At 50.4% G+C, this 24,523-nt stretch carries 23 protein-coding genes; 9 read left to right on the top strand and 14 right to left on the bottom strand.

Annotated features, from left to right (window positions below):
* Positions 1–126 precede the first annotated feature (126 nt).
* From cspE to D6029_RS10480, 4 genes are all read right to left on the bottom strand, one after another.
* A complete protein-coding gene (gene cspE / locus D6029_RS10495) occupies positions 127–339 on the bottom strand; it encodes a transcription antiterminator/RNA stability regulator CspE (RefSeq protein WP_034461105.1) in 213 nt (70 codons plus the stop codon).
* A gap of 308 nt (positions 340–647) precedes the next feature.
* Positions 648–1,484 (bottom strand): shikimate dehydrogenase family protein, encoded by an 837-nt coding sequence (locus D6029_RS10490; protein ID WP_120064708.1) that lies wholly within the window; start codon positions 1,482–1,484, stop codon positions 648–650.
* A 2-nt stretch (positions 1,485–1,486) separates the two neighbouring features.
* Positions 1,487–2,803, bottom strand: coding sequence for an MFS transporter (locus tag D6029_RS10485; RefSeq protein WP_120064707.1), 1,317 nt, complete (start codon positions 2,801–2,803; stop codon positions 1,487–1,489).
* 76 nt (positions 2,804–2,879) lie between these two features.
* Positions 2,880–4,745: a bifunctional sugar phosphate isomerase/epimerase/4-hydroxyphenylpyruvate dioxygenase family protein gene (locus D6029_RS10480; protein ID WP_120064706.1), complete on the bottom strand. Its 1,866-nt coding sequence runs from the start codon at positions 4,743–4,745 to the stop codon at positions 2,880–2,882.
* A gap of 193 nt (positions 4,746–4,938) precedes the next feature.
* Between D6029_RS10480 and yghU the strand changes: the two genes are divergently transcribed.
* Both yghU and D6029_RS10470 read left to right on the top strand, forming a co-directional pair.
* On the top strand, positions 4,939–5,802 hold the full coding sequence (gene yghU / locus D6029_RS10475) for a glutathione-dependent disulfide-bond oxidoreductase (RefSeq protein WP_120064705.1): 864 nt from the start codon (positions 4,939–4,941) through the stop codon (positions 5,800–5,802).
* Between the two features lie 134 nt (positions 5,803–5,936).
* A complete protein-coding gene (locus D6029_RS10470) occupies positions 5,937–6,329 on the top strand; it encodes a hypothetical protein (RefSeq protein WP_147365229.1) in 393 nt (130 codons plus the stop codon).
* A gap of 528 nt (positions 6,330–6,857) precedes the next feature.
* Here D6029_RS10470 and D6029_RS10465 read toward each other — a convergent pair.
* On the bottom strand, positions 6,858–7,400 hold the full coding sequence (locus tag D6029_RS10465) for a YfaZ family outer membrane protein (protein WP_120064703.1): 543 nt from the start codon (positions 7,398–7,400) through the stop codon (positions 6,858–6,860).
* 232 nt (positions 7,401–7,632) lie between these two features.
* Positions 7,633–8,262, bottom strand: coding sequence for a helix-turn-helix domain-containing protein (locus D6029_RS10460; protein WP_120064702.1), 630 nt, complete (start codon positions 8,260–8,262; stop codon positions 7,633–7,635).
* Positions 8,263–8,584: 322 nt separating this feature from the next.
* On the opposite strand from D6029_RS10460, the gene D6029_RS10455 reads away from it, so the two are divergent.
* The 3 genes from D6029_RS10455 (at position 8,585) to D6029_RS10445 (ending at position 11,146) form a co-directional block, all read left to right on the top strand.
* Positions 8,585–8,914, top strand: a complete 330-nt coding sequence (locus tag D6029_RS10455) for a DUF3302 domain-containing protein (RefSeq protein ID WP_120064701.1) — start codon at positions 8,585–8,587, stop codon at positions 8,912–8,914.
* Between the two features lie 16 nt (positions 8,915–8,930).
* Positions 8,931–10,070, top strand: a complete 1,140-nt coding sequence (locus tag D6029_RS10450) for an HlyD family secretion protein (RefSeq protein WP_120064700.1) — start codon at positions 8,931–8,933, stop codon at positions 10,068–10,070.
* Positions 10,071–10,180: 110 nt separating this feature from the next.
* The gene (locus D6029_RS10445; protein ID WP_120064699.1) at positions 10,181–11,146 is read left to right on the top strand and encodes a sensor domain-containing diguanylate cyclase; all 966 of its coding nucleotides are present in this window, start codon (positions 10,181–10,183) and stop codon (positions 11,144–11,146) included.
* On the opposite strand, the gene yghX is transcribed toward D6029_RS10445, so the two are convergent.
* From yghX to D6029_RS10410, 7 genes are all read right to left on the bottom strand, one after another.
* Positions 11,143–12,030 (bottom strand): YghX family hydrolase, encoded by an 888-nt coding sequence (gene yghX, locus D6029_RS10440; protein ID WP_120064698.1) that lies wholly within the window; start codon positions 12,028–12,030, stop codon positions 11,143–11,145. The two genes, D6029_RS10445 and yghX, sit on opposite strands and share 4 nt — an antisense overlap.
* Before the next feature lie 131 nt (positions 12,031–12,161).
* Entirely contained in the window at positions 12,162–13,040 is an 879-nt protein-coding gene (locus D6029_RS10435) for a DMT family transporter (protein ID WP_120064731.1), read from the bottom strand.
* Between the two features lie 184 nt (positions 13,041–13,224).
* Positions 13,225–14,547, bottom strand: a complete 1,323-nt coding sequence (locus D6029_RS10430) for a PTS sugar transporter subunit IIC (protein WP_120064697.1) — start codon at positions 14,545–14,547, stop codon at positions 13,225–13,227.
* A 1-nt stretch (position 14,548) separates the two neighbouring features.
* Complete coding sequence (locus D6029_RS10425) at positions 14,549–15,937, bottom strand: glycoside hydrolase family 1 protein (protein WP_120064696.1); 1,389 nt, start codon at positions 15,935–15,937, stop codon at positions 14,549–14,551.
* A gap of 9 nt (positions 15,938–15,946) precedes the next feature.
* Positions 15,947–16,261, bottom strand: coding sequence for a PTS sugar transporter subunit IIB (locus D6029_RS10420; protein ID WP_120064695.1), 315 nt, complete (start codon positions 16,259–16,261; stop codon positions 15,947–15,949).
* 290 nt (positions 16,262–16,551) lie between these two features.
* Entirely contained in the window at positions 16,552–17,427 is an 876-nt protein-coding gene (locus tag D6029_RS10415; protein ID WP_120064694.1) for a diguanylate cyclase regulator RdcB family protein, read from the bottom strand.
* Positions 17,424–19,784, bottom strand: a complete 2,361-nt coding sequence (locus D6029_RS10410) for a dynamin family protein (protein ID WP_120064693.1) — start codon at positions 19,782–19,784, stop codon at positions 17,424–17,426. Before D6029_RS10410 ends, D6029_RS10415 begins: the two co-directional genes overlap by 4 nt.
* A gap of 383 nt (positions 19,785–20,167) precedes the next feature.
* Here D6029_RS10410 and D6029_RS10405 point away from each other — a divergent pair, with 383 nt between their 5' ends.
* Both D6029_RS10405 and yjdN read left to right on the top strand, forming a co-directional pair.
* Positions 20,168–20,503, top strand: a complete 336-nt coding sequence (locus D6029_RS10405) for a zinc ribbon domain-containing protein YjdM (RefSeq protein ID WP_115631462.1) — start codon at positions 20,168–20,170, stop codon at positions 20,501–20,503.
* Between the two features lie 139 nt (positions 20,504–20,642).
* On the top strand, positions 20,643–21,083 hold the full coding sequence (gene yjdN / locus D6029_RS10400; RefSeq protein WP_120064692.1) for a VOC family metalloprotein YjdN: 441 nt from the start codon (positions 20,643–20,645) through the stop codon (positions 21,081–21,083).
* Positions 21,084–21,175: 92 nt separating this feature from the next.
* Here the strand turns inward: yjdN and D6029_RS10395 are convergent, their stop codons facing one another.
* Entirely contained in the window at positions 21,176–22,390 is a 1,215-nt protein-coding gene (locus D6029_RS10395) for a phospholipase effector Tle1 domain-containing protein (RefSeq protein WP_120064691.1), read from the bottom strand.
* A 192-nt stretch (positions 22,391–22,582) separates the two neighbouring features.
* Here D6029_RS10395 and phnC point away from each other — a divergent pair, with 192 nt between their 5' ends.
* Positions 22,583–23,365: a phosphonate ABC transporter ATP-binding protein gene (phnC, locus tag D6029_RS10390; RefSeq protein ID WP_120064690.1), complete on the top strand. Its 783-nt coding sequence runs from the start codon at positions 22,583–22,585 to the stop codon at positions 23,363–23,365.
* Between the two features lie 30 nt (positions 23,366–23,395).
* A complete protein-coding gene (gene phnD, locus D6029_RS10385; protein ID WP_120064689.1) occupies positions 23,396–24,412 on the top strand; it encodes a phosphonate ABC transporter substrate-binding protein in 1,017 nt (338 codons plus the stop codon).
* The last annotated feature ends 111 nt before the right edge of the window (positions 24,413–24,523 follow it).

Genomic DNA, 24,523 nt, shown 5'->3' with positions numbered 1-24,523 from the left:
GCGGTAGCGTCATCCGACAACAACCTGTTTCAACAACAGATCTCGATACCAAGCGATGCCGGACAAAAACGAAAAAACCCGCCGAAGCGGGTTTTTAAATTCTTTAGAGCTTAGTTAACGCTAACCTTACAGGCTAGTTACGTTACCAGCTGCTGGGCCTTTAGCGCCGTTCTCGATGGTGAAGGAAACTTTCTGGCCTTCATCAAGAGATTTGTAACCGTCGTTCTGGATTGCAGAGAAGTGAACGAACAGGTCTTTTGAACCGTCGTCTGGAGTGATGAAGCCGAAACCTTTATCAGCGTTGAACCATTTTACCAGACCAGTCATTTTGTTAGACATGTGTATTACCTTTTGATTTAAGTGTGCCTTACGGCGATTTGGTATGCTTTACAGATTTTATGAAGCGGTAGAGGAGCACACGACAAAGGGTATCCAGGGATGACTCTTGAAGGACTGCTTTACTAAGTTGCTTTAAAGGTCTGTACGTCAAACCGATGGGGCGTATTAACTCATGCTTAGGCGATGAATGACAAGGATTATTTTAGCCGTCCACAGCTCCGAACCTAAATTACGTCTCATTTCGCGCTTCGCTTAGCGGGTATAAACCGACCTAAACCCCACCCGCCTCGCTTTACCCTAATGTATTGTTAATAATCTATTTTTGCCACTTTTCGCAGCGTTTCTGGCGTCACTTCTGGCAGGCCAAAAAACTCCATGTAAGCAGGAATCATCTCAAATAACATATCTGTTCCAGGTTGTATCTGGCAGTCTCTTTTCATTGCAGCGCGCAAAAATGGCGTGATTTCGCTCTTCATTACCACTTCTCCGACGAAACTTCCTGGCGTCAGCGCGTCAACATCCACAGGAAGTTCGTCGCCCGCGTTCATCCCCAGCGGCGTTGCGTTCACGACGATGGAAAAACCCTGCGGGTTGCGCAAACCGGTTTGCACCGTCAGCGCCGGGTAATGCTTGCGCAGGCGAGTTGCCAGCTCTTCGCTGCTCGCCGCACGATTATCATAGAGCGCGAGCGTTTCAACGCCCGCCGCAGCCAGCGAGGCGGCAATCGCCGATCCCACCCCGCCGCTGCCGACCACTAACGCACGCGCGCCCTGCACCGGAATCCCTTTGCGCAACACGCCGCGCACAAACCCGTCACCGTCAAACATATCGCCACGCAACGTGCCGTCCGGTTCCAGACGAATGGCGTTACAGGCTCCAGCAATTTGCGCCGTCGGGCTGAGGCTATGCACTAAATCGCAGGTCGAGACTTTGTGCGGCATCGTCACCAACGCGCCAATAATGTTGGTCATACGGAATAAAGAAGGAATCAGTTGCGCGTAATCCTCGGCCCTGACCCCCATCGGCACCACTTTGATGTCGATTCCCTGCGCTTCAAACCACGGGTTGTAAATCATCGGCGCTTTAAACGTGGTGGTCGGGTAGCCCAGATGCGCGATTAAACGGGTGTTGCCACTGATTTCCATGATTAATCTTCCATCTCGATACGTTTGATGTCGCCAAGAATAAAGACGTAAGCGAATACGCCCAGCAGCGCCGCGCCGCCGATGTACACCAGCGCGTAGAAGAAGTTGCCAGTTGCCGCGACGATAAAGCCGACGATTAATGGCGTGATAATCGAAGCCAGGTTGGAGCAGAAGTTAAACAGGCCGCCGGTTAAGCCCGCCAGATTCTTCGGTGCCATATCAGAAATCAGCGTCCAGCCCAGCCCGACCATGCCCTGGCCGAAGAACGCCACCGACATCACCGTAATCACCAGCGCATCGGTTGGCATCCAGTTCGCCGAGATAATCAGGCTCGCCATCAGCAGGCCAGAAATAATCGGCAGCTTACGGGCGATGTTCACCGAACCGGTGCGTTTCAGGATTTGGTCGGATACCCAGCCGCCAAACATCACGCCCACGGCGGCGGCAAGGAACGGCAGAATGGCGAAGAAACCCACTTTCAGCCACGGCATGTGGCGCTCAGTGGCGAGATACGTCGGGAACCAGGTGAGGAAGAACACCAGCGTGGTGTTCCCGGCAAATTGCCCAATCCCCGCGCCGAGGATTTGGCGGCATTTCACCAGTTTTGCGACGTTCGCCCAGCTAAAGTTCATTTTCGGTTCTGGCTCAGCCGCTTTCTGATCGTGGCCGATGTATTCCAGTTCAAGCTGGTTAGCGGTTTTCGACTCATGCGGCTCGTGATAATAACGCCACCACACCAGCACGAATAAAATGCCCACGACGCCCACGGTGATAAACAGCGCGCGCCAGCCGAAGGTTTCCATAATAAAGAATAAAAGTGGCGCAAACGCCGCCAGCCCGACGTATTCCCCAACGGTATACACCGCCGTGGCGCGGGCGCGTTCATGTTGCGGGAACCATTTACCCACCACTCGACTGTTCACCGGGAAACACGGCGCTTCACTAATACCCAATCCTAAGCGGCACAGCAGCAGCGTTTTCAGCCCCATCGTTAAACCGTGGAATAAAGTGAATGCCGACCAGAAAAACAGTGCCAGCGCGTAGGTCACTTTGTTGCCGAAGCGGTCGAGGAAAATGCCGCCGGGAATTTGCATTGCTGCGTATGTCCACGCAAATGCCGAGAAAACAATGCCCATTGTTGCGGCACCGATTCCAAGATCGGCGCTCAATTGCGGCGCGGCAATCCCTAACACCGTACGGTCGAGATAGTTGATCATGGTTCCGATAGCCAGAAGCGTCAGGATAACCATGCGCGTGCGGGATCGTTTTTCAACAGCCGTTTTCGGGGCGGCGATATCGCCCTGTTCGTAGCTTGCCATCAATTATTCCTTCTTGTGTCGTAGGTTACAGGTGTCTTTTTTGAACCTTAAGGTTCATTTATTGTTTTAAACCTCATTAACGCATTTGCATGGCAGCCAGGCGAACCGCGGCATTGGTTGCCCCATACTGTTGATAATCCCCCCGCCGCTCGACCAGTTCAAAGAAGAAACGATCCGGGCGGAATGGCGGCGTGTAGGCATGTAAAAATTCATGCTGCTGGGCGTCACGTTCATAAAGAATATCCAGACGCTCAAGCCCTTGTAATAACGCGTTGTTGACCCCGTAACGCGCCAATAAGTCGCCGTAATAATTCGACGGAATGGGGAGTAATTTCAACCCTTTAGATTGCAGGCTTTCTACCGTTGACGGTAAATCATCACAGGCAAAGGCCGCATGTTGCAGGCCGGTTCCCTGGTAACTCGCCACCGACCGGGCGATTTGCGTGTCCAGACTGTGCGACATATTCAGCGGCAGGCGAATGGAATGACACGGGCTGTGCATCACCTGGCTTCGGACCAGGCCGTACGGGTCAGGCACGCTGAGTTCGGTATCCAACTCGAAACCAAACACCGCGCGGAAGAACATAATCCAGTTGTCGCGACTGCCTTCCACCAGGCCGAGCGCAAGGTGATCAATGCCGCGCAAAGTGCCTGCGGCGGCGGTTTGCGAGAGTGTGAAATCGGTCTGATAAATGTCGTTTTCGCCTTGCTCCGGCGCTTCAATTAAATAAATTAAACTGCCATCTGGCGCGCAAACTGCCGCCAGCGCACGTTCATCCGGGCCATGTTTTTCATGCCAGACCGGATAACCATAATCCTGCGCGCGCTGCAAAACATTCGCCGCGCCTTTCACTCGCCACGCCATCGCACAAAGCGAAACCCCATGGCGGCGATGGAATTCATCCGCCCAACTGTGCGATTGATGATTGATAATCACGTTCACGCCGCCGTTGCGCCACAGCGAAACGTCTTTGGAACGGTGCTCTCCGGCATGGTCAAAACCAAGCGGTTGCAGGGCTTCACCCAATGCGACGGCATCTTTAGCGTCGGTGGCAAACTCTAAAAACTCAATGCCCTGATAACTGGCCTGCGGAGCACTGTGAAACAGCGGCGCGTCAATTTGCGGATTTGTTTGCCAGACCTGTTCTTCCAGCCACAGCAACGAGCGATAGCCATCTTTAGCGGTTGGCGCGTTCGGCGTGGCGCGGAAACTGTCGTTGAAGATCTCCAGCGACCACGGGCCGCGAAAGCCTTTTTCGGTAAGCAAACGGGTGAATTCCACCACCGGCAACTCGCCCTGGCCTGGGAAGCAACGGAAATGGCGGCTCCATTCGAGCACATCCATTTTCATCAGCGGCGCATCGGCCAGTTGCAGGAAGGTGATTTTATCGACCGGGATATCGTCGAGATTAATCAATTGGTCGCCAAGGGAAAGCACATGGAAGCTGTCGAGCACCAGCCCCAGCGCCGGGCTGTTGACCTGTTTTACCCGCTCCCACGCCTGGCGATAACGGTTCACATGCGTGCCCCACGCCAGCGCTTCATAGCCGACGGTGATTTCATTTTGCTTTGCTAATTCAGCCAGATGCGCGAGGTCACTGACCTGCAAATCAATATTAGAAGAGCAATCTGGCGCGACATTACTGCACAGCAGCATGGTGTCGCAGCCCAGTTCGTGCATCAGGTCAAACTTGCGACGCGCACGCTCCAGGTTGCTGGCAAACTGCGGGCGCGATGCCCCTTCAAAATCGCGGAACGGCTGGAAAAGCGTGATGGTCAGCCCCAAATCCGCCGCCATTTTTCGCACATCGGCGGGTTTGCCTGGGTAATAAAGCAGGTCATTTTCGAAGATTTCAACACCGTCAAAACCAGCAGCCGAGATTGCGGCCAGTTTTTCAGGCAACGTGCCAGAGATAGATACGGTTGCAATAGAACGCTGCATGATAGCTCCTGGTCTGTCGGGATAAGTCGGTTAATGTTGTATCATTTGGTTCATATTGCAAATTTATAGTTAATTAATTGTTACCCCAGATCACACCCCCGGAAGTTAAAAAAAATAGCGGGCGATTACCGAACAAAACAAAGTCGCGTTACACTTTCCAGTCACTCCCTGGCAACTCAAAGGCAAACACAACATGTCGGATAACAACTATCAGCCACCAAAAGTCTGGACGTGGATTAAAGGCGAAGGCGGCACTTTCTCTAATATCAACCGCCCCATTGCAGGCCCGACTCACGAACGCACGCTGCCGATTGGCAAGCACCCGTTGCAGCTTTATTCGCTAGGCACACCGAACGGGCAGAAGGTCACTATTCTGCTTGAGGAGTTGCTGGCGCTGGGCGTGAGCGAGGCAGAGTACGACGCGCATTTGATTCGTATCGGCGAAGGAGATCAGTTCTCAAGCGGCTTTGTGGACGTGAACCCGAACTCGAAAATTCCGGCGTTGATGGACCATTCGGTGACACCGCCGGTTCGCGTGTTTGAGTCTGGCGCTATCCTGCTTTACCTGGCGGAGAAGTTTGGTCATTTCCTGCCAAAAGAGCTTGCGGCACGTACCGAAACATTGAACTGGCTGTTCTGGCTGCAAGGCTCCGCACCGTATCTGGGCGGCGGTTTCGGCCATTTCTATAATTACGCGCCGATGAAAATCGAGTACGCGATCAACCGCTTTGCCATGGAAGCCAAGCGCCAGTTAGATGTGCTCGACAGACAACTGGCGAATCATCGCTTTATTGCCGGGGATGAATATACGATTGCGGATATCGCGATTTGGCCGTGGTACGGCAGCCTCGCAAAAGGCGGGTTGTATGATGCGGCGGAATTCCTCGATGTGGCTTCGTATAAAAACTTTGTGCGTTGGGCTGATGAAGTCGCCAACCGCCCGGCGGTAAAACGTGGGCGTATTGTGAATCGCACCTTTGGTGAGCCATCACAACAGTTGCATGAACGCCATGATGCATCGGACTTTGAGTTACGCACGCAAGATAAGCTGGCGTAATAGATTTTCCGGCGGGCTGGATCATTAGCCCGCCACTCAAAATTTAAAATTAAACAAACTATTGATGTTACCCGCTAATCCTTGCAGGTAATTTGCCGTCTGAATTTTCAGCCAGCAAACTGCAAGGTAATATCGTGTTCAAAAAGTGCATATTAATACTCACCGTCGTTCTCGTTGGATGTGCAAATCCGGAGGATGAAACGATTAAAGCTTTAAATACTATTAATTTCCAGCCAGTTACCACTTCCCCTGCTGAAAGTCAGAACCCGGTAGAATTAAAAAGCCTTCACAATAAAAACAAGCAGACCATTGCTAACCTGACGGCCAACATCAAATCAGCACGCGTCGATAACCTGAGAAGTGTTGATGTTTTTGATAATCGTTATGGGATTAATACTGTTTTCCAGGCATTAACCAAGCTTGAGGAAATAAATGAGCTGAATGATATTTATCTTCATGACGAAAATAAGAATGGTTTGATGCAGATTAGCAGCCTATTAAAACCGATATCTGATACAACATCGTAGGTCGGATAAGCGGCAGCGTCGTCCGACACTGTCAAGAATGGTGGATGACGCTATCGCTTATCCACCCTACAAAACCCGTTTATCCATCTTTGTCTGCAATGGCAAATACCACACTATGTTGCCATAGTGTGGTATTTGCGACGTACTATTTGCGACTTACTATTTGATGATTGCTTACATATCCCACTTCCGTATGGGATAAATGAATAATATGGCTAACGAGCCTCGCATTCAAATCCCCTTTTGTTTAAAAATAAACTTCCATTTTTATACCCAAAATAATTCGAGTTGCATCGCGGCGGCAAGAGAACGCAGCCAACAAAGAGGCAACTTGAAGTATGAAGGGGATATAAAAAAAACCCGCCGGACAGGCGGGCATACTGCATAGGCAAATTATTCTGCGCTAACAATATTAAAGGATCGATTGCTCGAGGTTGATATTAGCAATGAGACTCAGTGCATCAACATAATAATTTTAACCGGATGCTTATTAGCCAGCAATTCTATAAATGTACAAAAATAAATAGATCAGAAATTGAAATTAACCCCGGCGTATCCACCGTCTGCCAGAGTGTGATCCTCGCGCCCATCTTTCCCTTCCATGCCCAAATAGCGATATCCGGCATCAACCGAGAACACCGGGTTCACATTCCAGCGCAAACCTGCGTTTGCTTCGCCATATTGTTTTACGCCGCTTGAGAGGGAATCAGGTGAAAAATAGGCTTCACCAAACAAGGTAAAATGCTCGCCAAGAGGGAGTTGCGCCCCGCCACCCACGGCAACGGCGTACCCTTCATCGTTATCATCAGGGTTGAGATAAAGCGTCTTGCCGCCCAACGTCACGAGCACCGAACCCAGCGGGATGTTCCAACCCATTCCCAGGCTGGCAACATCTCCATCATTATCGTTGTGCGCCCAATTTCCGTTGAAAGTTAAACCCGGTTCATTAGCGCCAAAGCTCATGCCGAGATTGGTCCATTTGTCCCCCGCTTCACCATGAAAAGAGACTGCATTCGCTGAATTTGCGGCACATACCGCACTCAACAGAAAAACCATTTTTGATAATTTCATCGCGTTCCTTATTTTATTTGTGGGTTTGCAGATAAAAAAATGCCCGACAGGCACAAATGCATCGGGCAAAACGGACATCACTGCTTTTTTTAATAACTACCTGAGAGATGACTCACTAGCATGAGTATTTCAGCAACGAATGGTATGCAGAGTCTTAAGCGGGGGGAATTTCAATGTTGTTTATTTTTGTACTAAAAAAGCCTGATTGAAATATATCTACGGCCTCCAGGACTCAGAACCTTTCGGGTAAATTAATGACTTCAATTAAATATCCACCGCGTTTAATTTCTATGTAGCCACCGCTCTTTAAGGCAAACATCACGTTCAAGATACTGCTACGGGATAAATGTGTTCTTTCCTGAATATAATCAAGAATAGAAACTCTGGAACGTAACTCCGCTGACAAACGATTCATTTCAAGCAGATGCCCACGAATAATAGAGTATGTCCGCTGCTGTACTATCACTGAATCACGGTAAAAGAGATAGGTGGTGTAATAAGCCAGAATGATGGCAATATCTTTCCATAATCCTTTCTCGGTGATTAATTCATGCCCCAGACTGGCATCCAGACGCAGCATTGTGCATTCCGTTTCGGCACGCAGAATATGGCTGCGCAGCGGCTGAATGCTCTCGGCAATCCCGAACAAATTCTGATCGTAAACGGTGGTGATCACCAGGCCATCAGCGGCGCGAAGGACAGAAAGTTCTCCACTTTTAAACAGATAGAACTGGGGAATTTCTTTATGCTCCCAATTTATCCTTTTGCGTGGAATCACCTCCATAGGCGTGCCATAAGGTTCAAGAGCGGTAATAATATTTTGAATAGCAGCTTCCGGCCGCGATGGAGGGGGTATGATCATTTTTAATCCTAAGATGACTCATCTCTACCTAAAGACTACTAGAAGTATAAACCATGCCAACGATCTGGCTGGGAGCCATACCTTGCGGTGTTTAGCTAATATATTCAACTGTCCATAATAAAACTTAAACAATATGTAGCAATTTTCCCATAACTGTTTCAACGATGAAAAGAAGTGTAATTTTCTGATTTTTCTATTGCACATTATTAACGCTTTGTGCAATTAAAAACTGGCTGATTATTTATTTTTAAACAAAATAAAAGTGGTGCCATTCACCCCTTCTCATTAATGTCTCCTGAAATTTCTTCATCAGGTTTCAAGTATGTTTCTCGATTACGTCGCTCTGGCGGCACTTATCTTTGTTGGGCTGACGCTATTTTATGGCGTAATTGTGGTACACGATATTCCCTATGAAATCGCCGTACATCGTAATCATCCTCACCAGGATGCGATTCACGCTGCGGGTTGGGTCAGTTTATTCACCTTACATGTTTTATGGCCATTCCTGTGGATCTGGGCGATGTTATATCGTGAAGACCGAGGCTGGGGCTTTGCGGTTAAAAATAATGAAATGGATGCCTTACGCGAAAGAATAGCGATGCTCGAAGCTCAGCATGAGAAAACGCCAACAAAGTCATCAGCGACCGACTAATTGATCAGGATTTATTGTGGACTTATTACTTATTCTCACTTATACCGCGATCTGCTTCGGTATATTTAAATTCTTCAAAATCCCGTTAAATAAATGGACGGTTCCCACCGCCGTTTTGGGCGGTGTTATTCTGATTGGCTCACTGCTGTTATTAATGAATTACAACCATCCTTATTCTGAACGCGCTCAGATGGTGACCGTCACGCTACCTATTATTCCTGAAGTGGAAGGCGTGGTGGTTGAAGTCACGCCTCATGCCAATCAGAAACTGAAAAAAGGTGATTTCCTGTTCCGTATCGACCCGACGGCATACGAGTCAAAAGTCGAAGCGCTGAAAGGTGAGATTGAAACCGCCCAGCAAAACGTGGAAATGCTCAAAGCGCGGCTCGCCTCCGAAAATGCCGATATCGCCCAGGCAAAAGCCGTCCGCGATTTAGCGTTGAAAGATGCCAATCGTTACCAGAACGGCAGCAAAGACAAAATGAAAAGCCCGTTTACCGACCAGGAAGTGGTTCGCGCACAGCAAAACTACCTGGCAGCGCATGCTCAGTGGCGCTCGGTTCTCTCTAAACGCGATGCCACGGCTGCCCAGTTGAGCGCCATGATCAACGGCGAAAACGCCGCTGTGTACCAATTGAAATCAAAACTTAAAGAAGCGGAATACTTCCTCGCAAGAACGGTTATTTACGCGCCGAGCGATGGCTACGCCACGCAACTTCTGCTCAAACCCGGCATGTTCGTGCGCCCGCTGCCGCTGCGCCCGGTGATGGTTTTTGTTCCCGAGCAGAAAAACAGCGTGTATGCCGTATTCCGCCAGAACTCGGCCCTGCGTTTAACGGCGGGCGATGAAGCCGAAGTGGTATTTAACGGCCTGCCAGGCAGCGTGGTGAAAGGGAAAGTGAAACAAATCCTGCCTGTGGTCGCGAGCAGCAGCTACCAGGCGCAAGGCCATCTACAAGGCTTAAGTCTCGACCCGAAACTCGACGGCATTTATGCGGAAATCGAGCTGAACAATATGGCCGACATGAAGAACCTCCCCGCCGGAACGATGGGCCAGGTGGCGATTTACTCAGATTATTTCAAGCACGTTTCGTTTATCCGCAAAATCCTGCTGCGCATGACCAGCTGGATGCACTATCTGTATATCGACCACTAACGAGTTCCTGATCCCAACTTAACTCAAATTAAAACGATTTTTTCACGACCATATTTACAACCAATTAATAGCTGTTAAGAATGGATATTATTTGAACATAACTATGGTCAATGTCAGAAGAGATCCTCAGGCAACAGATCCAGAACCTCAAGAAGCACAATGCCCGTCTGAAAAGAATCGCACACGACTCGCGTAACAAGCTGAGTGCGGCTCTGGACGGGACGGGTTTGTGCTTATGGCAGCTCGATGTGCCAAGCGGGAAGTTGATTATTTTTAACCGCCGTTGGGGTTCCATGCTGGGTTTTCAGCCCAAAGAACTTAGCGCTCATTTTGATGTGTGGCGTGAGCATTTGCATCCTGAAGACAAGGAAATGGTGCTGTCGGCGTTTTATAACCATCTAGAGGGAAATACCCCGTTTTATGAGGCGCTGCACCGCATGCAGGCCAAAAATGGCACTATCACCTGGGTGCTCGACCGGGGGCGCGTTTCGGAATGGAGCGATGACGGAAAGCCGCTGAAAGTCACCGGCACGCACATCGACATGACTAAAGAAAAACAGTATGAACAGCAGCTTGCGAAACTGGCTAATCACGACCCGCTGACCGGGCTTGCCAACCGCCACGCGCTACACGCGCAGTTCGATTTGCTGAAAAACCTCGGCTCGCTGTCGGTGGCGTTTATCGATCTGGATGATTTCAAAAACGTGAATGATACCCTGGGGCATCGCAGCGGCGACGAAGTGCTGTTGCAACTCAGCCAGCGCCTGCGTGATGCCTGCCCGCCGGAAGTGACAATTGGCCGTATCGGCGGCGATGAATTTATTCTACTGCTGCCGTGGACGCTGGATAATCCGGAAATCCACAACATCGCGATGCGCTGCCTGGATGCGGCGATCACACCGTTTGAATTGAGCAACGGCGCGGCAAAAGTCGGCGCTTCGATTGGCGTGAACGAATCCTGGGCCAGCGATAATTTTAACGATGCGGTGATTCGTGCCGATGAGTCGATGTATATGATTAAACGCACCGGCAAAAATGGGGTGGCGCTGGGGGCCAGGATCCTGATTCAAAGCTAAACCAGATATTTATTAAACCAGTCGATCGTCCGCTTCCACGCCAGCTCCGCCGCCGCTTTGTCATAACGCGGCGTCGAATCGTTATGGAACCCGTGGTTCACACCGGGATAAATATAACCTTCGTAAACCTTATTATTCGCCTTCAAAGCCGCTTCATACGCGGGCCAGCCTTCGTTGATACGCGAGTCCAGCTCGCCAAAATGCAGCAATAATGGCGCTTTGATACGCGGCACATCTTCCACTTTTGCCTGGCGACCATAAAACGGCACGGCTGCGGCGAGTTCCGGATAAGCGACCGCCGCCGCATTCGCCACGCCTCCGCCATAGCAAAAACCGGTGATGCCGACCTTGCCCGTCACCGCCTCGTGGTGCATCAAAAACTCAATCGCGGCGAAGAAATCATTCATCAGTTTGGTGGGATCGACCTGCGATTGCAGCTCGCGGCCTTTTTCGTCATTGCCCGGATAACCGCCCACCGAGCTTAAACCGTCCGGTGCAAGGGCAATAAATCCGGCTTTGGCAACGCGGCGCGCCACATCTTCAATGTACGGATTCAGACCACGGTTTTCATGCACCACCACCACGCCCGGCACTTTGCCCGTCGCTTTCGCCGGGCGCACCATGTAGGCCCGCACTTTGCCGTGGCCTTGCGGGCTTGGGTATTCGATATATTCCGCCACGATATCCGGGTCGGTAAATTCCACCTGCGTGGCGAAGGCGTAATTCGGCGTTAACAAGGTGCCGAGCGCCACCGCCGACAGCCCGCCGACGACAAACTTGCCTGCGATATCGAGAAATTCACGTTTGCTGATTTTGCCGTGGACGTAGAAATCGAAGTATTCGAGTAATTCAGGAGGGAAATCTTTCGCGGTCAGTCTGGTCATTTGCAGGCCCTTTATCGATAAAAGATCGGATAGCCGACAAGGTTTTGTAGGGTGGATAAGCGCTTACCCGACCTACAAATCCCCTGCCGCCAACCTTCTAAATAATGGCCTGTATTTGATGATTTTGTAAACTATCTGCGTACCACGTTCACCCGCCAGATACCAAAGCACACCAGCACCAGGGCTAACGCATAACGCCATTCGAGAATGCTTTCTTGCAGGAAAATCGCCGAAAGCACCGCGCCAGATACCGGGATCAGGAAGTTAAACGGCGCAATCATACCCACTCGGTTGTGCTTTAACAGCAGGCTCCAGAGGGCAAACGCCACCGATGAAAGCAGTGCCAAATACCCGAGGATCGCCACCGATTCCCAGCCATGAAACGCCAGTGTGCCGCCGCTGGCATAGCCGCCAATCGTCAGCACCAGGCCGCCGATAGCCAGTTGCCAGCCGGTCATAATGGTCGCGTCCATGGTTTGCGAAATACGCTTACCATACAGCGACGCGGCGGAAAGAATAAACGCCGCCAACACCACGAACCCGTCGCCCATCAGGCTAAAGCTGAAGTCCATCAACTGGCTGTTGAAGTTCACCACCATCACCCCGGCGAAACCGAGCACACAGCCCACCACTTTATTAATGCTGAGCTTGTCGTTCTGGTAGATAAAGTGCGCCAGCAACACGCTAAAGAAGGTGCCGGTGGCGTTCATAATTGAGCCTTTCACACCTGTGGTATAGGCCAGCCCAATATAAAAGAAGATGTATTGAATCGCGGTTTGCGTCACGCCAAGTAGCGCGAGTTGTGAGAATTGCTGCCGTGATAAACGAACAACCGACTTGCCTTGCAAAGAAGCAAACACCAGCAACAGCAGGCCCGCTATCACAAAACGGTAACCGGCAAAGACAATTTTCCCAGCCAGATCGTCCGTCGCTATCTGAAATATTTCATAGCCGTTTTTTATTGCCGGGTAAGCGCTACCCCATAACAGGCAACAAAAAGCGGCCCCCATCCATGCGATTTTCTTATTAGTAAACAGCGAAACGTTGTTGTTCACGCCTCTTCCCTTAACCAAAATTAAACTGTCGTTTCAGAATCGACCATTATCCTTCAATGTAGAAAAATAGCGATAGCGCCATCCACACTTTGCGCGGTGGATGGCACGACGGTATTTTGGAGGAAGTGCGGGAACAATCTTAAGCGTCAGCCAGTTGCTTAGCCTTCTCTTCTTCTTGTTGCTGCTGCTGAGTTTCCAGCATCTTTTTCTCGTAGACCTTGAAGAACGGGTAATAAATTGCCAGAGAGATAAAGAAGCAAATAAACACCAGCCCGCAGGCAATCAAGTTCCAGTTGGTGGTAATTAACGCGCCGAGCGGAGCCGGAATAGTGAACGGCGGCTTCACCATCATGCGGGGAATAAGTCCGGTTATGGTAAACAGATAAACCACCACGGTGTTCACCATCGGAGCCAGAATAAACGGCACCGCCAGAATCGGGTTCATGACTATCGGCGCACCAAATATCATTGGCTCGTTGATATTAAATAACCCAGGAATAAACGACAATTTCCCCAACTGCTTCAGATAAATCGCTTTCGAACGTATAAACAACACCACTAACGCCAGTGTCGAACCCGTGCCGCCCATCTGCGCATACCACTGGAAGAATTGCTCGGTGAAGATATTCGGTAATTCATAGGCGCTGGTTCCCGCCTGGAACATCTCCATATTTTGCACAATCGCCTGATCCCACAGCGGGCGAATCAGCGGCCCCATCACGGCATGGCCGTGAATACCAAACACCCAGAACAGGTCGATAAAGAACTGAGTCACAATGCCGCCAAACAGATTCGTGCCGGTCATAAATCCTTTGAGCGGCATAATAATAAAGCTGATGATGGCGTTGATATCGATATTAAAGAAGTGGCGCGGGATCCAGAAAACCAGCACTACGGCGAGCGTCGGGAACAGCGCTGAAAACGAACTGGCGACCACTGGCGGCACGCCTTCAGGCATCTTAATTTCGATATTTCGGACTTTAATAAAACGGTAAATTTCGATGGCGATCAGTGAGGAAATAATCGCGCCAAATAGCCCCTGCGAACTTAGCGAGGTGATGGGAATATAACGCCCTGATACCGCTTCTCCGGCAACCGTAATCCCTTGTTTAATGTTGACGGGCACAATCATCAACAAGGTCGCCAGCATCGCTAATAGCCCGCTAGTAATATCATTGAGCTTGTAACTTTTCCCGAGGAAAGAGCCGATAGTAAAGGCGGCATACAGCGACATCAGCCCGACGGTGAAGCGGAACGGCACATCCAGCATATCGCGCCACGGCGCGATAAAATCCATATAACCTTTGATGGGAATATTGAGCAAAATAACGAAAAACGATCCGACAATCGTCAGCGGCAAAATAGAAATTAACCCGTTGCGAATTGCCTGCATATGACGCTGATTGCCGATAGCATTCGCCACCGGCAGCATCTTTTCAGCCAGTCTTTCAAAGTAAGACATGTTATGCCCTCTCGAATCCGTTATTTTCAATGACCGAACGGAACCACTGTCCCGACTTTTTCAATGAGCGTTGCTGCGTTTCTAAATCCAGGCGGTAAAAACCGTAGCGGTTTTTATAAGCATTTTGCCAGGACCAACAGTCGATGAACGTCCACATTTGATAGCCCAGACAGTTGCTGCCATCGGCCATCGCTTTATGCAAATAGCTCAGATGTTCCTGAAGAAATTCAATTCGATAATCATCCTGAACCTGGCCGTTAACCACGAACTGTTCTTCGTCAGAAATACCGATGCCGTTTTCAGAAACAAACCACGGTAAATTGCCGTAGCGTTCTTTCACTACCATTGCAATGTCGTAAAGCGCGGCGGGATAAATCTCAATGCCACGGGAAGTATTCATCCTGCGCCCCGGCATAATGTATTCCTCGAAGAAACGTTCCGGCACAAAACCGTGCGGTTCTTCGAGCAAGGTTTCACGTGCTTTTACGCGGCGCGGACGGTAGTAATTGATTCCCAGTAAATCAATTTTGGTTTTAGCAATCAGCTCGCAATCACTTGGTAAACTTTGCGGCAACTGTTCGTGTTCTTTCAGCAGAGCAATTAATTCGTCCGGGTAACGCCCTAATAAAATGGGTTCGTTAATACTGCGGGTATAAAACAGATCCGCCATTTCTGCGGCCAGTAAATCCTCCGGGGAATCACTGCGCGGATAAACCGGGATCACATCCATGATGATGCCAATCTTCCCCGGCAACTTCATGCGTCGCCAGGCCGCAACGGCTTTACAGTGTGCCAGCACAATATGGTGAAGCACCTGGGCTGCTCGACGGAAATTAGTCACATACGGGTAATGGCGAGGATGCAAATATCCCGCTTCAGCCGGAATCAACGGTTCGTTAAACGTGAACCAATAACGCACGCGGTCGCCAAACAGGTCGAAACAAATCTCCGCATAACGGGCGAATGCATCCACCACTTCACGATTTTCAAAGCCGCCTTTTTCCTGAAGCGCCATCGGCATATCAAAGTGGTAAAGATTAATAAACGGTTCAATACCCTGGGCATGCAGTTCGTTAATCACGGAATTGTAAAAATCGACCGCCTGCGGGTTAATTTCCCCATCACCGTCAGGGATTAATCGTGACCAGGAAATAGAAGTGCGAAACGAGTTCAGACCGATATTTTTAGCAAGCTGAATATCTTCCCGATAATTCTGGTAAAACGTCGAGGTCTGGTCTGCGGTAACACCATTAAAAAAGCGCTGATTATAATGATGCGAGGCATAGTCCCAGATATTTTCCCCTTTGCCATCACCGGGTTGATGCCCTTCAGATTGTGTTGCGCTGGTAGCGGTTCCCCACCAGAAATTATCAGGAAAACGGGTATTCATCGCCTGCCCTTATTGTGGGTTGTTAAGTAATGACAGGGCGTGATCCAGCACTTTATCGCCTTGCATCGAGCCATACTGCATCATATCAATGGCATCGACAGGCACGCCGTGAGCCGCGGCGGCGCTGGATAAACTCTTCAGTTGGAATTTCACTTGCGGGCCGAGCAGAATAACATCGGCTTCGGTAATAATTTGGTCAAAATCAGAGACTGGCACTGCCGTAATTTCAACGGCAATATCGCGATGAGTGGCGGACTGCTTCATTTTTTCCACTAACATGCTGGTAGACATTCCGGCTGCACAGCATAAAAAGATCTTCTTCATCACATCCCCTTTTTATATGTTCTATTCTCCGCGATATGCGGTAAATAGATTCTGCGGTGCGGTGTAAAAAGCAGCAAGTGAGGGACAACACAGAATGAATTTTAACAATTGGTACTTTTGACAGAGATGATGGTACTTATGATTTTTTACTTATAATAAACAGCGAGATAGTGCTGTTACTTAGGCTGAAATTATTATTCATTTTTGCGAGGTTATAGGATGATTCGCTGAGAATAATTATTTCTGGAATATAAATATATCCCAGAAATAATTAAGGTTAATTGCGACTTTTAATTAAAAATCTCATCCACCATCGCACTACCCAAACGCATGGCCGAGCAAATACGCGGCATACCCAGCGAAACGCCCTGATGGGTTTGCGTGGTGGCAAAACTAACCGGGTGTTTATCACCGTCGCAATCGTCTCCAAGCCAGGCCAGCGCTTCTTTGCTTTCCATCATTTCAGGCGTTGAGGGGAACATAAGCCATTCATAATAGTAATGACGAGTGCGAACGGACGCATTCACATCGTCGGCCAATTGGCTGATGGCGCGGCCTCTGGCTTGTTCAATTAATTCAGTAACCTGCAATGAATTACCGAAGCGCAACGCATCGCCAAACGTGCCCCAATAAAGCTCCTGCAACGCAATATAACAACGCCCGGCGGGGGAAAAACTAACGTAATTCCCGGCCTGCCAGCGGGCAAAAACCTGCTCGCAATGCACGATTCCCAGATGGGTTAAATCGTTGCCTTGTAGTTGGGTTTCCAGCTTGCCGACTCGCTGCGCCAATTGCTGCTGCACCTGCGAGAGCTGCTGGCGAATATCCGTGGAATCGTGCGTTATGCGGGCCGAAGCGGCAGCCAGCGCGGTGACGCTTTCATAAACTTTCACCATCGCCCGGTGCTTTTTGGCGACACGCTGGCAAAGCTGCCCAAGCATCGCCAGCATGACTTCTGGCGTGTCCACTAACACCTCGTTCAGCGCCCATTTTTGTAGCTGGCTCTGGCCGATAAATTCCCCGGTCAGGCGTTGATAAAAGGCTTTGCTTTGCGGGCTACGCCACGGTTCACGCGTGACGGCACTGTTCCTGGCAAAGTCGACGACAAATTTCTCGGCAACACATTCCAGAGCGCGGGTTTGAATACCAGGTAATAAACTACTCATTGCTGTTCTACCGTAAAAAGCGTCTGAATATCATCCCGTAACAGGCGGGTGTCCTCGTGAATATAGCGCGTGGTTCTGACACATTGCTGTAGCTGCTGATGCAAAGCAGCCACCGCGTCTTCATTTTGCTGACGCGCCAACAGGCTCTGTTGCAGGTTCAGGCGTATCGCTTCCAGCGCCTGGGAAAAATCAGCAAAGAAGGCCATCATTCCCTCCGTCACCGCAATTTCAATTTGCGCCGCCATGGTTTGATTGAGCTGCAACAGGAAATCGGCGACGTGCTGGCACAATTTGCTTTGCACGTCGGCCAGGGAAATCACGTAGCGACTTTGCATCACGGTGTAACCTTCCCAACCCCAGTCGTCGCTGTTAAGCCAGCGAGCCACCGTGCCACGCATTCCCGCCGGACGGCGTAATTGCGCGACCGGAATATCCTGCTCTTCAATTAATTCGTTAAACGCCTGATTCGCATTGAAGTTTAATAAACCAACGTGAAATACCGGCAGGCTAATATTGGTGCGAAATCCCGATTGCGTAAGCCCTTGCGCGACGCGAGCCTCAATGGGTTTTAGGGTATTTCGCAGCGTATCCGCCAGTTCGACCTCCAGATAGCTGAAAAGGTGAGTTAACTCCTCAGTCATCTTTTCCTGCGCGGCGGTCAGAATGATTTCGCAGGAAGCGCGGATGCGGTGCAAAGCGATTTGTGCCGAAGGTTCATCGTCAAAACTGAGCGTCGCCTGGCGGGCGTCAAAGTCGCTGCCCCGTTGGGTTCCAAACGACATCGCCTGGCGCGTGAGTTTTTCAGGTATGGTGCCGTTCAGGAAATAATCCTGAATATGCGCCTGAATTTGCTGCTCGTAGCGACGAAGAAAATCCCCCATCGCTTCAACCGCTTGCTTCACATTATTCTGCGCCACGATGTTTGCCGACTGCTGGCTGGATGCCGCCAGATGCATGTCATCTTCCAGTGCGGCGATATTATGCTGCAACTGTTCGCTGGCAATTTGCAGGCCCTGGCAGCGGAAACTCAGATAATCTTCCGCGCCCTGAGTGTAGTTGAGCAATTTCTGGCAGGCCGAGCGCAGCGCGTACATCGACGCGTTGGCATGTGCGGCATGCAGCACCGTTTTGACCGGCGCTTCAAACATCGAATCTTCCCACAGCAATTCAGCCGCCTGGCGTAATGCATCACCATCGGCCAGATCTTCGTAACGCCAGCGGCGGCCCAGCGCGGCATCAGCAAAATCCTGCACCCAGCGTTGCTGCTCTGGGTTTGGCAATTTTCCATGGAGATTCAGCTCATGTCGCGCTCGATTGGCAAGGTATCCCCACATTGACGACACCGGGAAGACATGGCTCGGATCAAGCGTGCCTTTCATTAATGTGCCGGAAATTAAGGCTTTAACCTGTTCTTCATCGTCGCTATTACGGTCTTTCTGGTCGAACTTATTCACCAGCGCGTACAGCGGAACGGAGGTTCCCGTGCCCAAAATTGCTTTACGCACATCTTCGTCAGAAACCGATTTTAATTGGGTGTAATCCAGCACCGCCAGCACGGCGGAGGCCTGCGACAGTTGTTCCTGAAGCATTTTTTGCAGATGCGGTTGCCCGGCTTCATTCGGCCCTGGGGTATCTAATAACGTCAGTTGGCCGTGGCTTTCATCCATTCCCGCAAGGTGGACAAACTCCACTTCAATCACCGGCACATGTTCAATCGCGGCATACGCTTTAAAGGGAAAAGGCACATCCAGCGCTTTGGATAAACGCACCAGGTCATTCAAGCTTTTCAGGCAATGAAATATCGGCTGCGCACCAAGATAATGCTTAGCGAATGAATTTCCCTCGGCAATGCGGGTTAATAACCCCGCCATATCCCTGTCCATATCCAGATGTTTGGTCAGCGTTTCACGGTCGGTTTGTTGCAAACGAGTTTGCAAGGTTTCCATCAATTTTTCGATGGGCTGAACATAGGGAAAATGCAGCACCGGTTCACGCTGGCCGGGCGTATGGCGAATTAACGTCGGTAATGCCGTCATCGGGCGATTGCGATTCGGCAAAACCTCAGTGCCGATAATGGCATTAATGGTGGTGGATTTTCCCGCTTTTACCGTGCCGACAATCGCCAGCACCATTTCATGCTGGGTTATCTTACGCAGCTCGTTTTGCAGCAGCGCTTGCTGCGCCTGAATACTGGCAGGGGAAAACTTCGCAGTCGTTGCCGTTCGCGCCTGGTCGAAATAATGATTGTTATGCTGTGACGTAAAAGAGGTCGTTTTTAATATATTCAGGTTTTGCAACGCGAGCTGTAACAACCGTTCAGCTTCCTGACTTAACTCAAATATTGCTTGTGTGTGCATAAAAAATCCTTACTTAAATCAAATTACGCGGATTTTTAAAAGTCTTTATATTTTTGTGGTCATTCTGTACCGGTAATTATAATTACGTGCGGAAATCATTTATTCGTTAATATTATAATTAAGGTTTTATTTTCATATGAAAGGTGCCCAGACAAATAGCCGGGAGGAAATACAATAACGCATTTCAATAATCCAATTCTGTATTTTCGTCGCGAATTTAGCAATTAAATAAGATTTTAAAATAGCACTTTCTTATTGCTGCTTTCCTTACGCCAATAAGTGCCACGCCATTTCTCCCCACAAAAGTAAGGTTTTAATGTATAATCGCGCCACTTTTGGCGGTAACCCGCTATTTTTAAATTTTAATGTTCGAGACGACTAACATGACCCTTCCTCATTGCCCTAAATGCAGTTCCGAGTACACCTACGAAGACAACGGTATGTTTATTTGCCCGGAATGTGCGCATGAATGGAATGATGCCGAACCGGCGCAAGATAGCGACCAACTGATTGTTAAAGATGCCAATGGCAACCTGCTGGCGGACGGCGATAACGTCACCGTGGTGAAAGATTTGAAGGTAAAAGGCAGCTCTTCAATGCTGAAGATTGGGACTAAAGTGAAAGGTATCCGTCTGGTTGAAGGCGACCATAACATTGATTGCAAGATTGATGGTTTTGGCCCGATGAAGTTGAAGTCTGAGTTTGTGAAGAAGAACTGAGTCAGCGTCGGATGACGCTTCGCTTATCCGACCGACAAAAGCTCACGCCAGGCGAGGGTGAAAAGCACTTCCCCCGCCTGGCTTGCCCCTCCCCCCACGACTACACTTCTTGTGCATCCGCATTTAAGAGGATTAAGTCATGTCTATTGGCCCCTACATCTTTTTCGACGGCACCTGCGAAGAAGCCATCGCGTTCTATAAGCAGGCCGTTGGTGCTGAGTTACTGTTTAAAATGACTTTTGGCGAAATGCCGAAAGATGAAGCGAGCGACACCGCCGAAGGTTGCGGCAGCGGATTTAACTGGCCCGACGATAAAATCATGCACGCCAATGTGCGTATCGGCGGCGGCGAAGTGATGATGAGCGACGGCAATATGTGCGCCGATAAAGTGAAACACACGGGCTACGCGCTGAGTCTGACCAGTAAAGATGTCGACGAAGGCAAACGCTGGTTTGATAATCTCGCCGCCGGTGGCGATATCACCATGCCGTACGGTGAAACTTTCTGGGCGAAAGGTTTCGGAATGTTGACCGATAAATTCGGTATTCCGTGGATGGTGAATGTCGAAAAGCCGATGTAACAGATTCCCCTTTGTGTAGGTCGGATAAATGCAGCGTCATCCGACAAAACGGGGTTATAGGGTTCCACCCTCTAGCCCCGCTCGCCACCGTTTTAGCGCGCAATCGCCCAGTTAATGGGAATCACATTTCCCCCAGGCAGATAATCCAACAACGGCTGCGGAACATACGGCCCGGCCTGCCATTCCCCGCTTATCGCCGACTGCTGTAGCAACGATTTCCCGCCATTTAACCGCTCAATCACCGACTGATGCACCATCATCGACGAACTCACGGGCGCGGGAAGTTGGCGCGGCATAATGCGCAAATAGCGCGTGGGCGGATACCATTCGCAGTGCATCGGCCCCAGCGCGTCAGACACCACTTCGCCACGCGCCAGATGAATTCCCAAATCGTCGAGCGCATCGTGCATCCACAAATACGCGCCATTCGACAAACAACGATCTTCGTCAGTGCCCTTGTAATAACCGCCCACATCGTGATGAATCCCCGGAAACATCACCTGCAAAATACGGTCACGGTTGTCCCACAAAACGGGGGATAAATCGACGCGCTGCTCGTCAATCGCAATCGCCTGTAAGCCATATTTCACCCGCGAATGCAGCTCCGTGCTGTTAAAACGGAAAATACCGTAGCGCTTGTCATTGAAATATTTAGGAATACCCATTTGCCCGACGGTTTCCCATACGGCAACGGCTTCAATCGACGCCGGGCGCGTAATACAGGTAGGATCGACGCTGTCGCAGAAAAAACCCGGCAGTTCGCGTAATACGCTCCCCAAAATACTCGGGCTCATATCGGGCGCGTGGGCCAGATATTGCGCCCAAATCGACGAGGCAAAACGCCAGGCTTCCTCTTTATCGCGCACGCTTAAATGCAGCCGTTCGCGGTTGAGCAGGCCACGGTCGATGATCATTTCCGCCAGCATCCGCACGGTGTATGCACCGTGGCTAAATCCCACCAGATAAATTCGGTCACCCGGTTGCCAGTGGCGGCTAATAAAGGTGTAACCGCGAATAATCGGGATAATTAAACTCGCGCCAAATGCACCGCCGAGGCGTTTCACCAGCCCGTTATGCGGGTCGCCCATGCCATGAATATATTTCGCCACTTGCAGCACATTGCCGCTGTTATCGGTAAGCGTCTTTTCTTGTTCATTCGCCAGCAATAAACTTTGCTGGTCGACAACGCCTTTTAAATCAATGAATAACTGATAAACATTACTGGCGACGGCTTCATCATCCGCTTGTTCTTCAACACCAGGAGCTGTCCATGTGCCATCGGCACAAAAAATAATATTCTTGCTCATTGCTGCGATCCCAGAGACCGAGGGGTATCTGTAAGCAAAGACAAAAACGAAACGCGAAACAATACGACAAATAGTTGATTTGCCTGATGACTTCCAGGCACCCGCTCACTCTTCATCATAACGAAACTTATCCTTAACAAAATCGTCACAATTCATCGTCACCATGAGGCAACTTTTTAAGGAGCCCGTGTGATGCAAACAATTATTCGCGTCAACAAACTGAGCAAAACCTTCAACAACCATCAGGCGTTGAATGCGGTTGATTTGGAAGTGAATAAAGGTGAGATGGTCGCTCTGCTGGGGCCGTCAGGCTCAGGCAAATCCACCCTCTTACGCCACCTGAGCGGGCTGATCACGTCTGATAAATCCGCCGATTGCCACGTTGAATTACTGGGCCGCACCGTACAAAAAGCTGGCCGCCTGGCGAGCGACATTCGCAAGAGCCGTGCTCACACCGGTTACATCTTCCAGCAGTTCAACCTGGTCAACCGCCTGACGGTGCTCGAAAACGTGCTGATTGGCGCGCTCGGTGCCACGCCGTTCTGGCGCACCTGTTTTAACTGGTTTACCCGCGAACAAAAGCAACGTGCATTGCAGGCGCTGATCCGCGTCGGCATGGCGCAATTTGCTTATCAACGCGTCTCCACCCTGTCCGGTGGGCAACAGCAGCGCGTGGCGATTGCCCGGGCGCTGATGCAGCAGGCGAAAGTGATTCTGGCCGATGAGCCGATTGCCTCACTCGACCCGGAATCCGCACGCATCGTGATGGAAACGCTGCACGACATTAACCGTCTGGACGGCATCACCGTGGTGGTGACGCTGCATCAGGTGGATTACGCCCTGCGCTACTGCGAACGCATTGTCGCATTGCGCCAGGGCCATGTGTTTTACGACGGAAGCAGCTCGGCGTTCGACAACGAACGGCTGGGAAATCTCTACCGCAGCATTAATCGCGTTGATGCGGTTGCTGCCTAACCACTTTGCTATCTACTTCAAGGAACAGTCATGAGCTACAAAGCCGTAAAAGCACTCGCCTTTACCAGCCTGCTAAGCGTTAGCGCCCTGTTCAACGCAGCCCATGCGGATGAGCAAGAAAAATCCCTGAACTTCGGCATTATCTCCACCGAATCCCAGCAAAACCTGAAACCCCAGTGGGACCCGTTCCTGAAGGATATGGAGAAGAAACTGGGCGTGAAAGTGAATGCGTTCTTCGCGCCGGATTACGCCGGGATCATTCAGGGCATGCGCTTTAACAAAGTGGATATCGCCTGGTACGGCAACCTTTCGGCGATGGAAGCGGTGGATCGCGCCAACGGCCAGGTGTTTGCTCAAACGGTGGCGGCAGATGGTTCTCCGGGTTACTGGAGCGTGCTGATCGTGAACAAAGACAGCTCAATCAATAACCTGCAAGACATGCTGGCAAAACGCAAAGAGCTGACGTTTGGCAATGGCGATCCTAACTCGACTTCCGGTTATCTCGTCCCTGGATATTACGTTTTCGCCAAGAACAACGCGGCACCGAACGAATTTAAGCGTTCAGTGAACGCCAACCACGAAACCAACGCGCTGGCGGTGGCGAACAAACAAGTGGACGTGGCGACCAACAACACTGAAAACCTCGATCGTTTGAAGCAAACCGCCCCTGAAAAATTCAAAGATCTGAAAGTCATCTGGAAATCCCCGTTGATCCCAGGCGATCCGATCGTGTGGCGTAAAAACCTTTCTGAAAACACCAAAGACAAAATCTACGACTTCTTTATGACTTACGGCAAAACGCCGGAAGAAGCCGCTGTATTGAAGGGCCTGACCTGGGCGCCGTTCCGCCCGTCCAGCGACCTGCAACTGGTGCCGATTCGCCAGCTCGCCCTGTTCAAACAGATGCAAGGCGTGAAGGACAACAAAGGGTTAGCCGAACCTGAGAAAGCCACCAAAGTCACGGCGCTGCAAAACCAGTTGAGTGATTTGGATCGCCTCACCGCCGCGCTGTCGGCGATGAGCAACGTGAATAAAGCGGTTCAGTAATCCACATCCCCTCACCCCGGCCCTCTCCCCCAGGAGAGGGGGAAAATCGGTCAATCCCCTCTCCCTCAGGAAAGGTGGAAATCCGGTCAATACCCTCTCCCTCAGGAAAGG

Origin of the sequence: Buttiauxella izardii, from assembly GCF_003601925.1 — a bacterium.
Classification (GTDB): Bacteria; Pseudomonadota; Gammaproteobacteria; order Enterobacterales; family Enterobacteriaceae; genus Buttiauxella; species Buttiauxella izardii.
The sequence above is the reverse complement of the archived record's forward strand: the minus strand, read 5'-3'. Positions and strand labels throughout refer to the sequence as shown.

What these genes read in the sequence shown, in the direction of transcription:
- D6029_RS10420 (WP_120064695.1), bottom strand. Translation starts at nt 16,261, where the DNA reads ATGAAGAAGATCTTTTTATGCTGTGCAGCCGGAATGTCTACCAGCATG.
- D6029_RS10405 (WP_115631462.1), top strand. Translation starts at nt 20,168, where the DNA reads ATGACCCTTCCTCATTGCCCTAAATGCAGTTCCGAGTACACCTACGAA.
- D6029_RS10480 (WP_120064706.1), bottom strand. Translation starts at nt 4,745, where the DNA reads ATGCAGCGTTCTATTGCAACCGTATCTATCTCTGGCACGTTGCCTGAA.
- D6029_RS10410 (WP_120064693.1), bottom strand. Translation starts at nt 19,784, where the DNA reads ATGCACACACAAGCAATATTTGAGTTAAGTCAGGAAGCTGAACGGTTG.
- phnD (WP_120064689.1), top strand. Translation starts at nt 23,396, where the DNA reads ATGAGCTACAAAGCCGTAAAAGCACTCGCCTTTACCAGCCTGCTAAGC.
- yjdN (WP_120064692.1), top strand. Translation starts at nt 20,643, where the DNA reads ATGTCTATTGGCCCCTACATCTTTTTCGACGGCACCTGCGAAGAAGCC.
- D6029_RS10455 (WP_120064701.1), top strand. Translation starts at nt 8,585, where the DNA reads ATGTTTCTCGATTACGTCGCTCTGGCGGCACTTATCTTTGTTGGGCTG.
- phnC (WP_120064690.1), top strand. Translation starts at nt 22,583, where the DNA reads ATGCAAACAATTATTCGCGTCAACAAACTGAGCAAAACCTTCAACAAC.
- D6029_RS10435 (WP_120064731.1), bottom strand. Translation starts at nt 13,040, where the DNA reads ATGGGGGCCGCTTTTTGTTGCCTGTTATGGGGTAGCGCTTACCCGGCA.
- yghU (WP_120064705.1), top strand. Translation starts at nt 4,939, where the DNA reads ATGTCGGATAACAACTATCAGCCACCAAAAGTCTGGACGTGGATTAAA.
- D6029_RS10445 (WP_120064699.1), top strand. Translation starts at nt 10,181, where the DNA reads ATGTCAGAAGAGATCCTCAGGCAACAGATCCAGAACCTCAAGAAGCAC.
- yghX (WP_120064698.1), bottom strand. Translation starts at nt 12,030, where the DNA reads ATGACCAGACTGACCGCGAAAGATTTCCCTCCTGAATTACTCGAATAC.
- D6029_RS10465 (WP_120064703.1), bottom strand. Translation starts at nt 7,400, where the DNA reads ATGAAATTATCAAAAATGGTTTTTCTGTTGAGTGCGGTATGTGCCGCA.
- D6029_RS10460 (WP_120064702.1), bottom strand. Translation starts at nt 8,262, where the DNA reads ATGATCATACCCCCTCCATCGCGGCCGGAAGCTGCTATTCAAAATATT.
- D6029_RS10395 (WP_120064691.1), bottom strand. Translation starts at nt 22,390, where the DNA reads ATGAGCAAGAATATTATTTTTTGTGCCGATGGCACATGGACAGCTCCT.
- D6029_RS10485 (WP_120064707.1), bottom strand. Translation starts at nt 2,803, where the DNA reads ATGGCAAGCTACGAACAGGGCGATATCGCCGCCCCGAAAACGGCTGTT.
- D6029_RS10430 (WP_120064697.1), bottom strand. Translation starts at nt 14,547, where the DNA reads ATGTCTTACTTTGAAAGACTGGCTGAAAAGATGCTGCCGGTGGCGAAT.
- D6029_RS10415 (WP_120064694.1), bottom strand. Translation starts at nt 17,427, where the DNA reads ATGAGTAGTTTATTACCTGGTATTCAAACCCGCGCTCTGGAATGTGTT.
- D6029_RS10490 (WP_120064708.1), bottom strand. Translation starts at nt 1,484, where the DNA reads ATGGAAATCAGTGGCAACACCCGTTTAATCGCGCATCTGGGCTACCCG.
- cspE (WP_034461105.1), bottom strand. Translation starts at nt 339, where the DNA reads ATGTCTAACAAAATGACTGGTCTGGTAAAATGGTTCAACGCTGATAAA.
- D6029_RS10425 (WP_120064696.1), bottom strand. Translation starts at nt 15,937, where the DNA reads ATGAATACCCGTTTTCCTGATAATTTCTGGTGGGGAACCGCTACCAGC.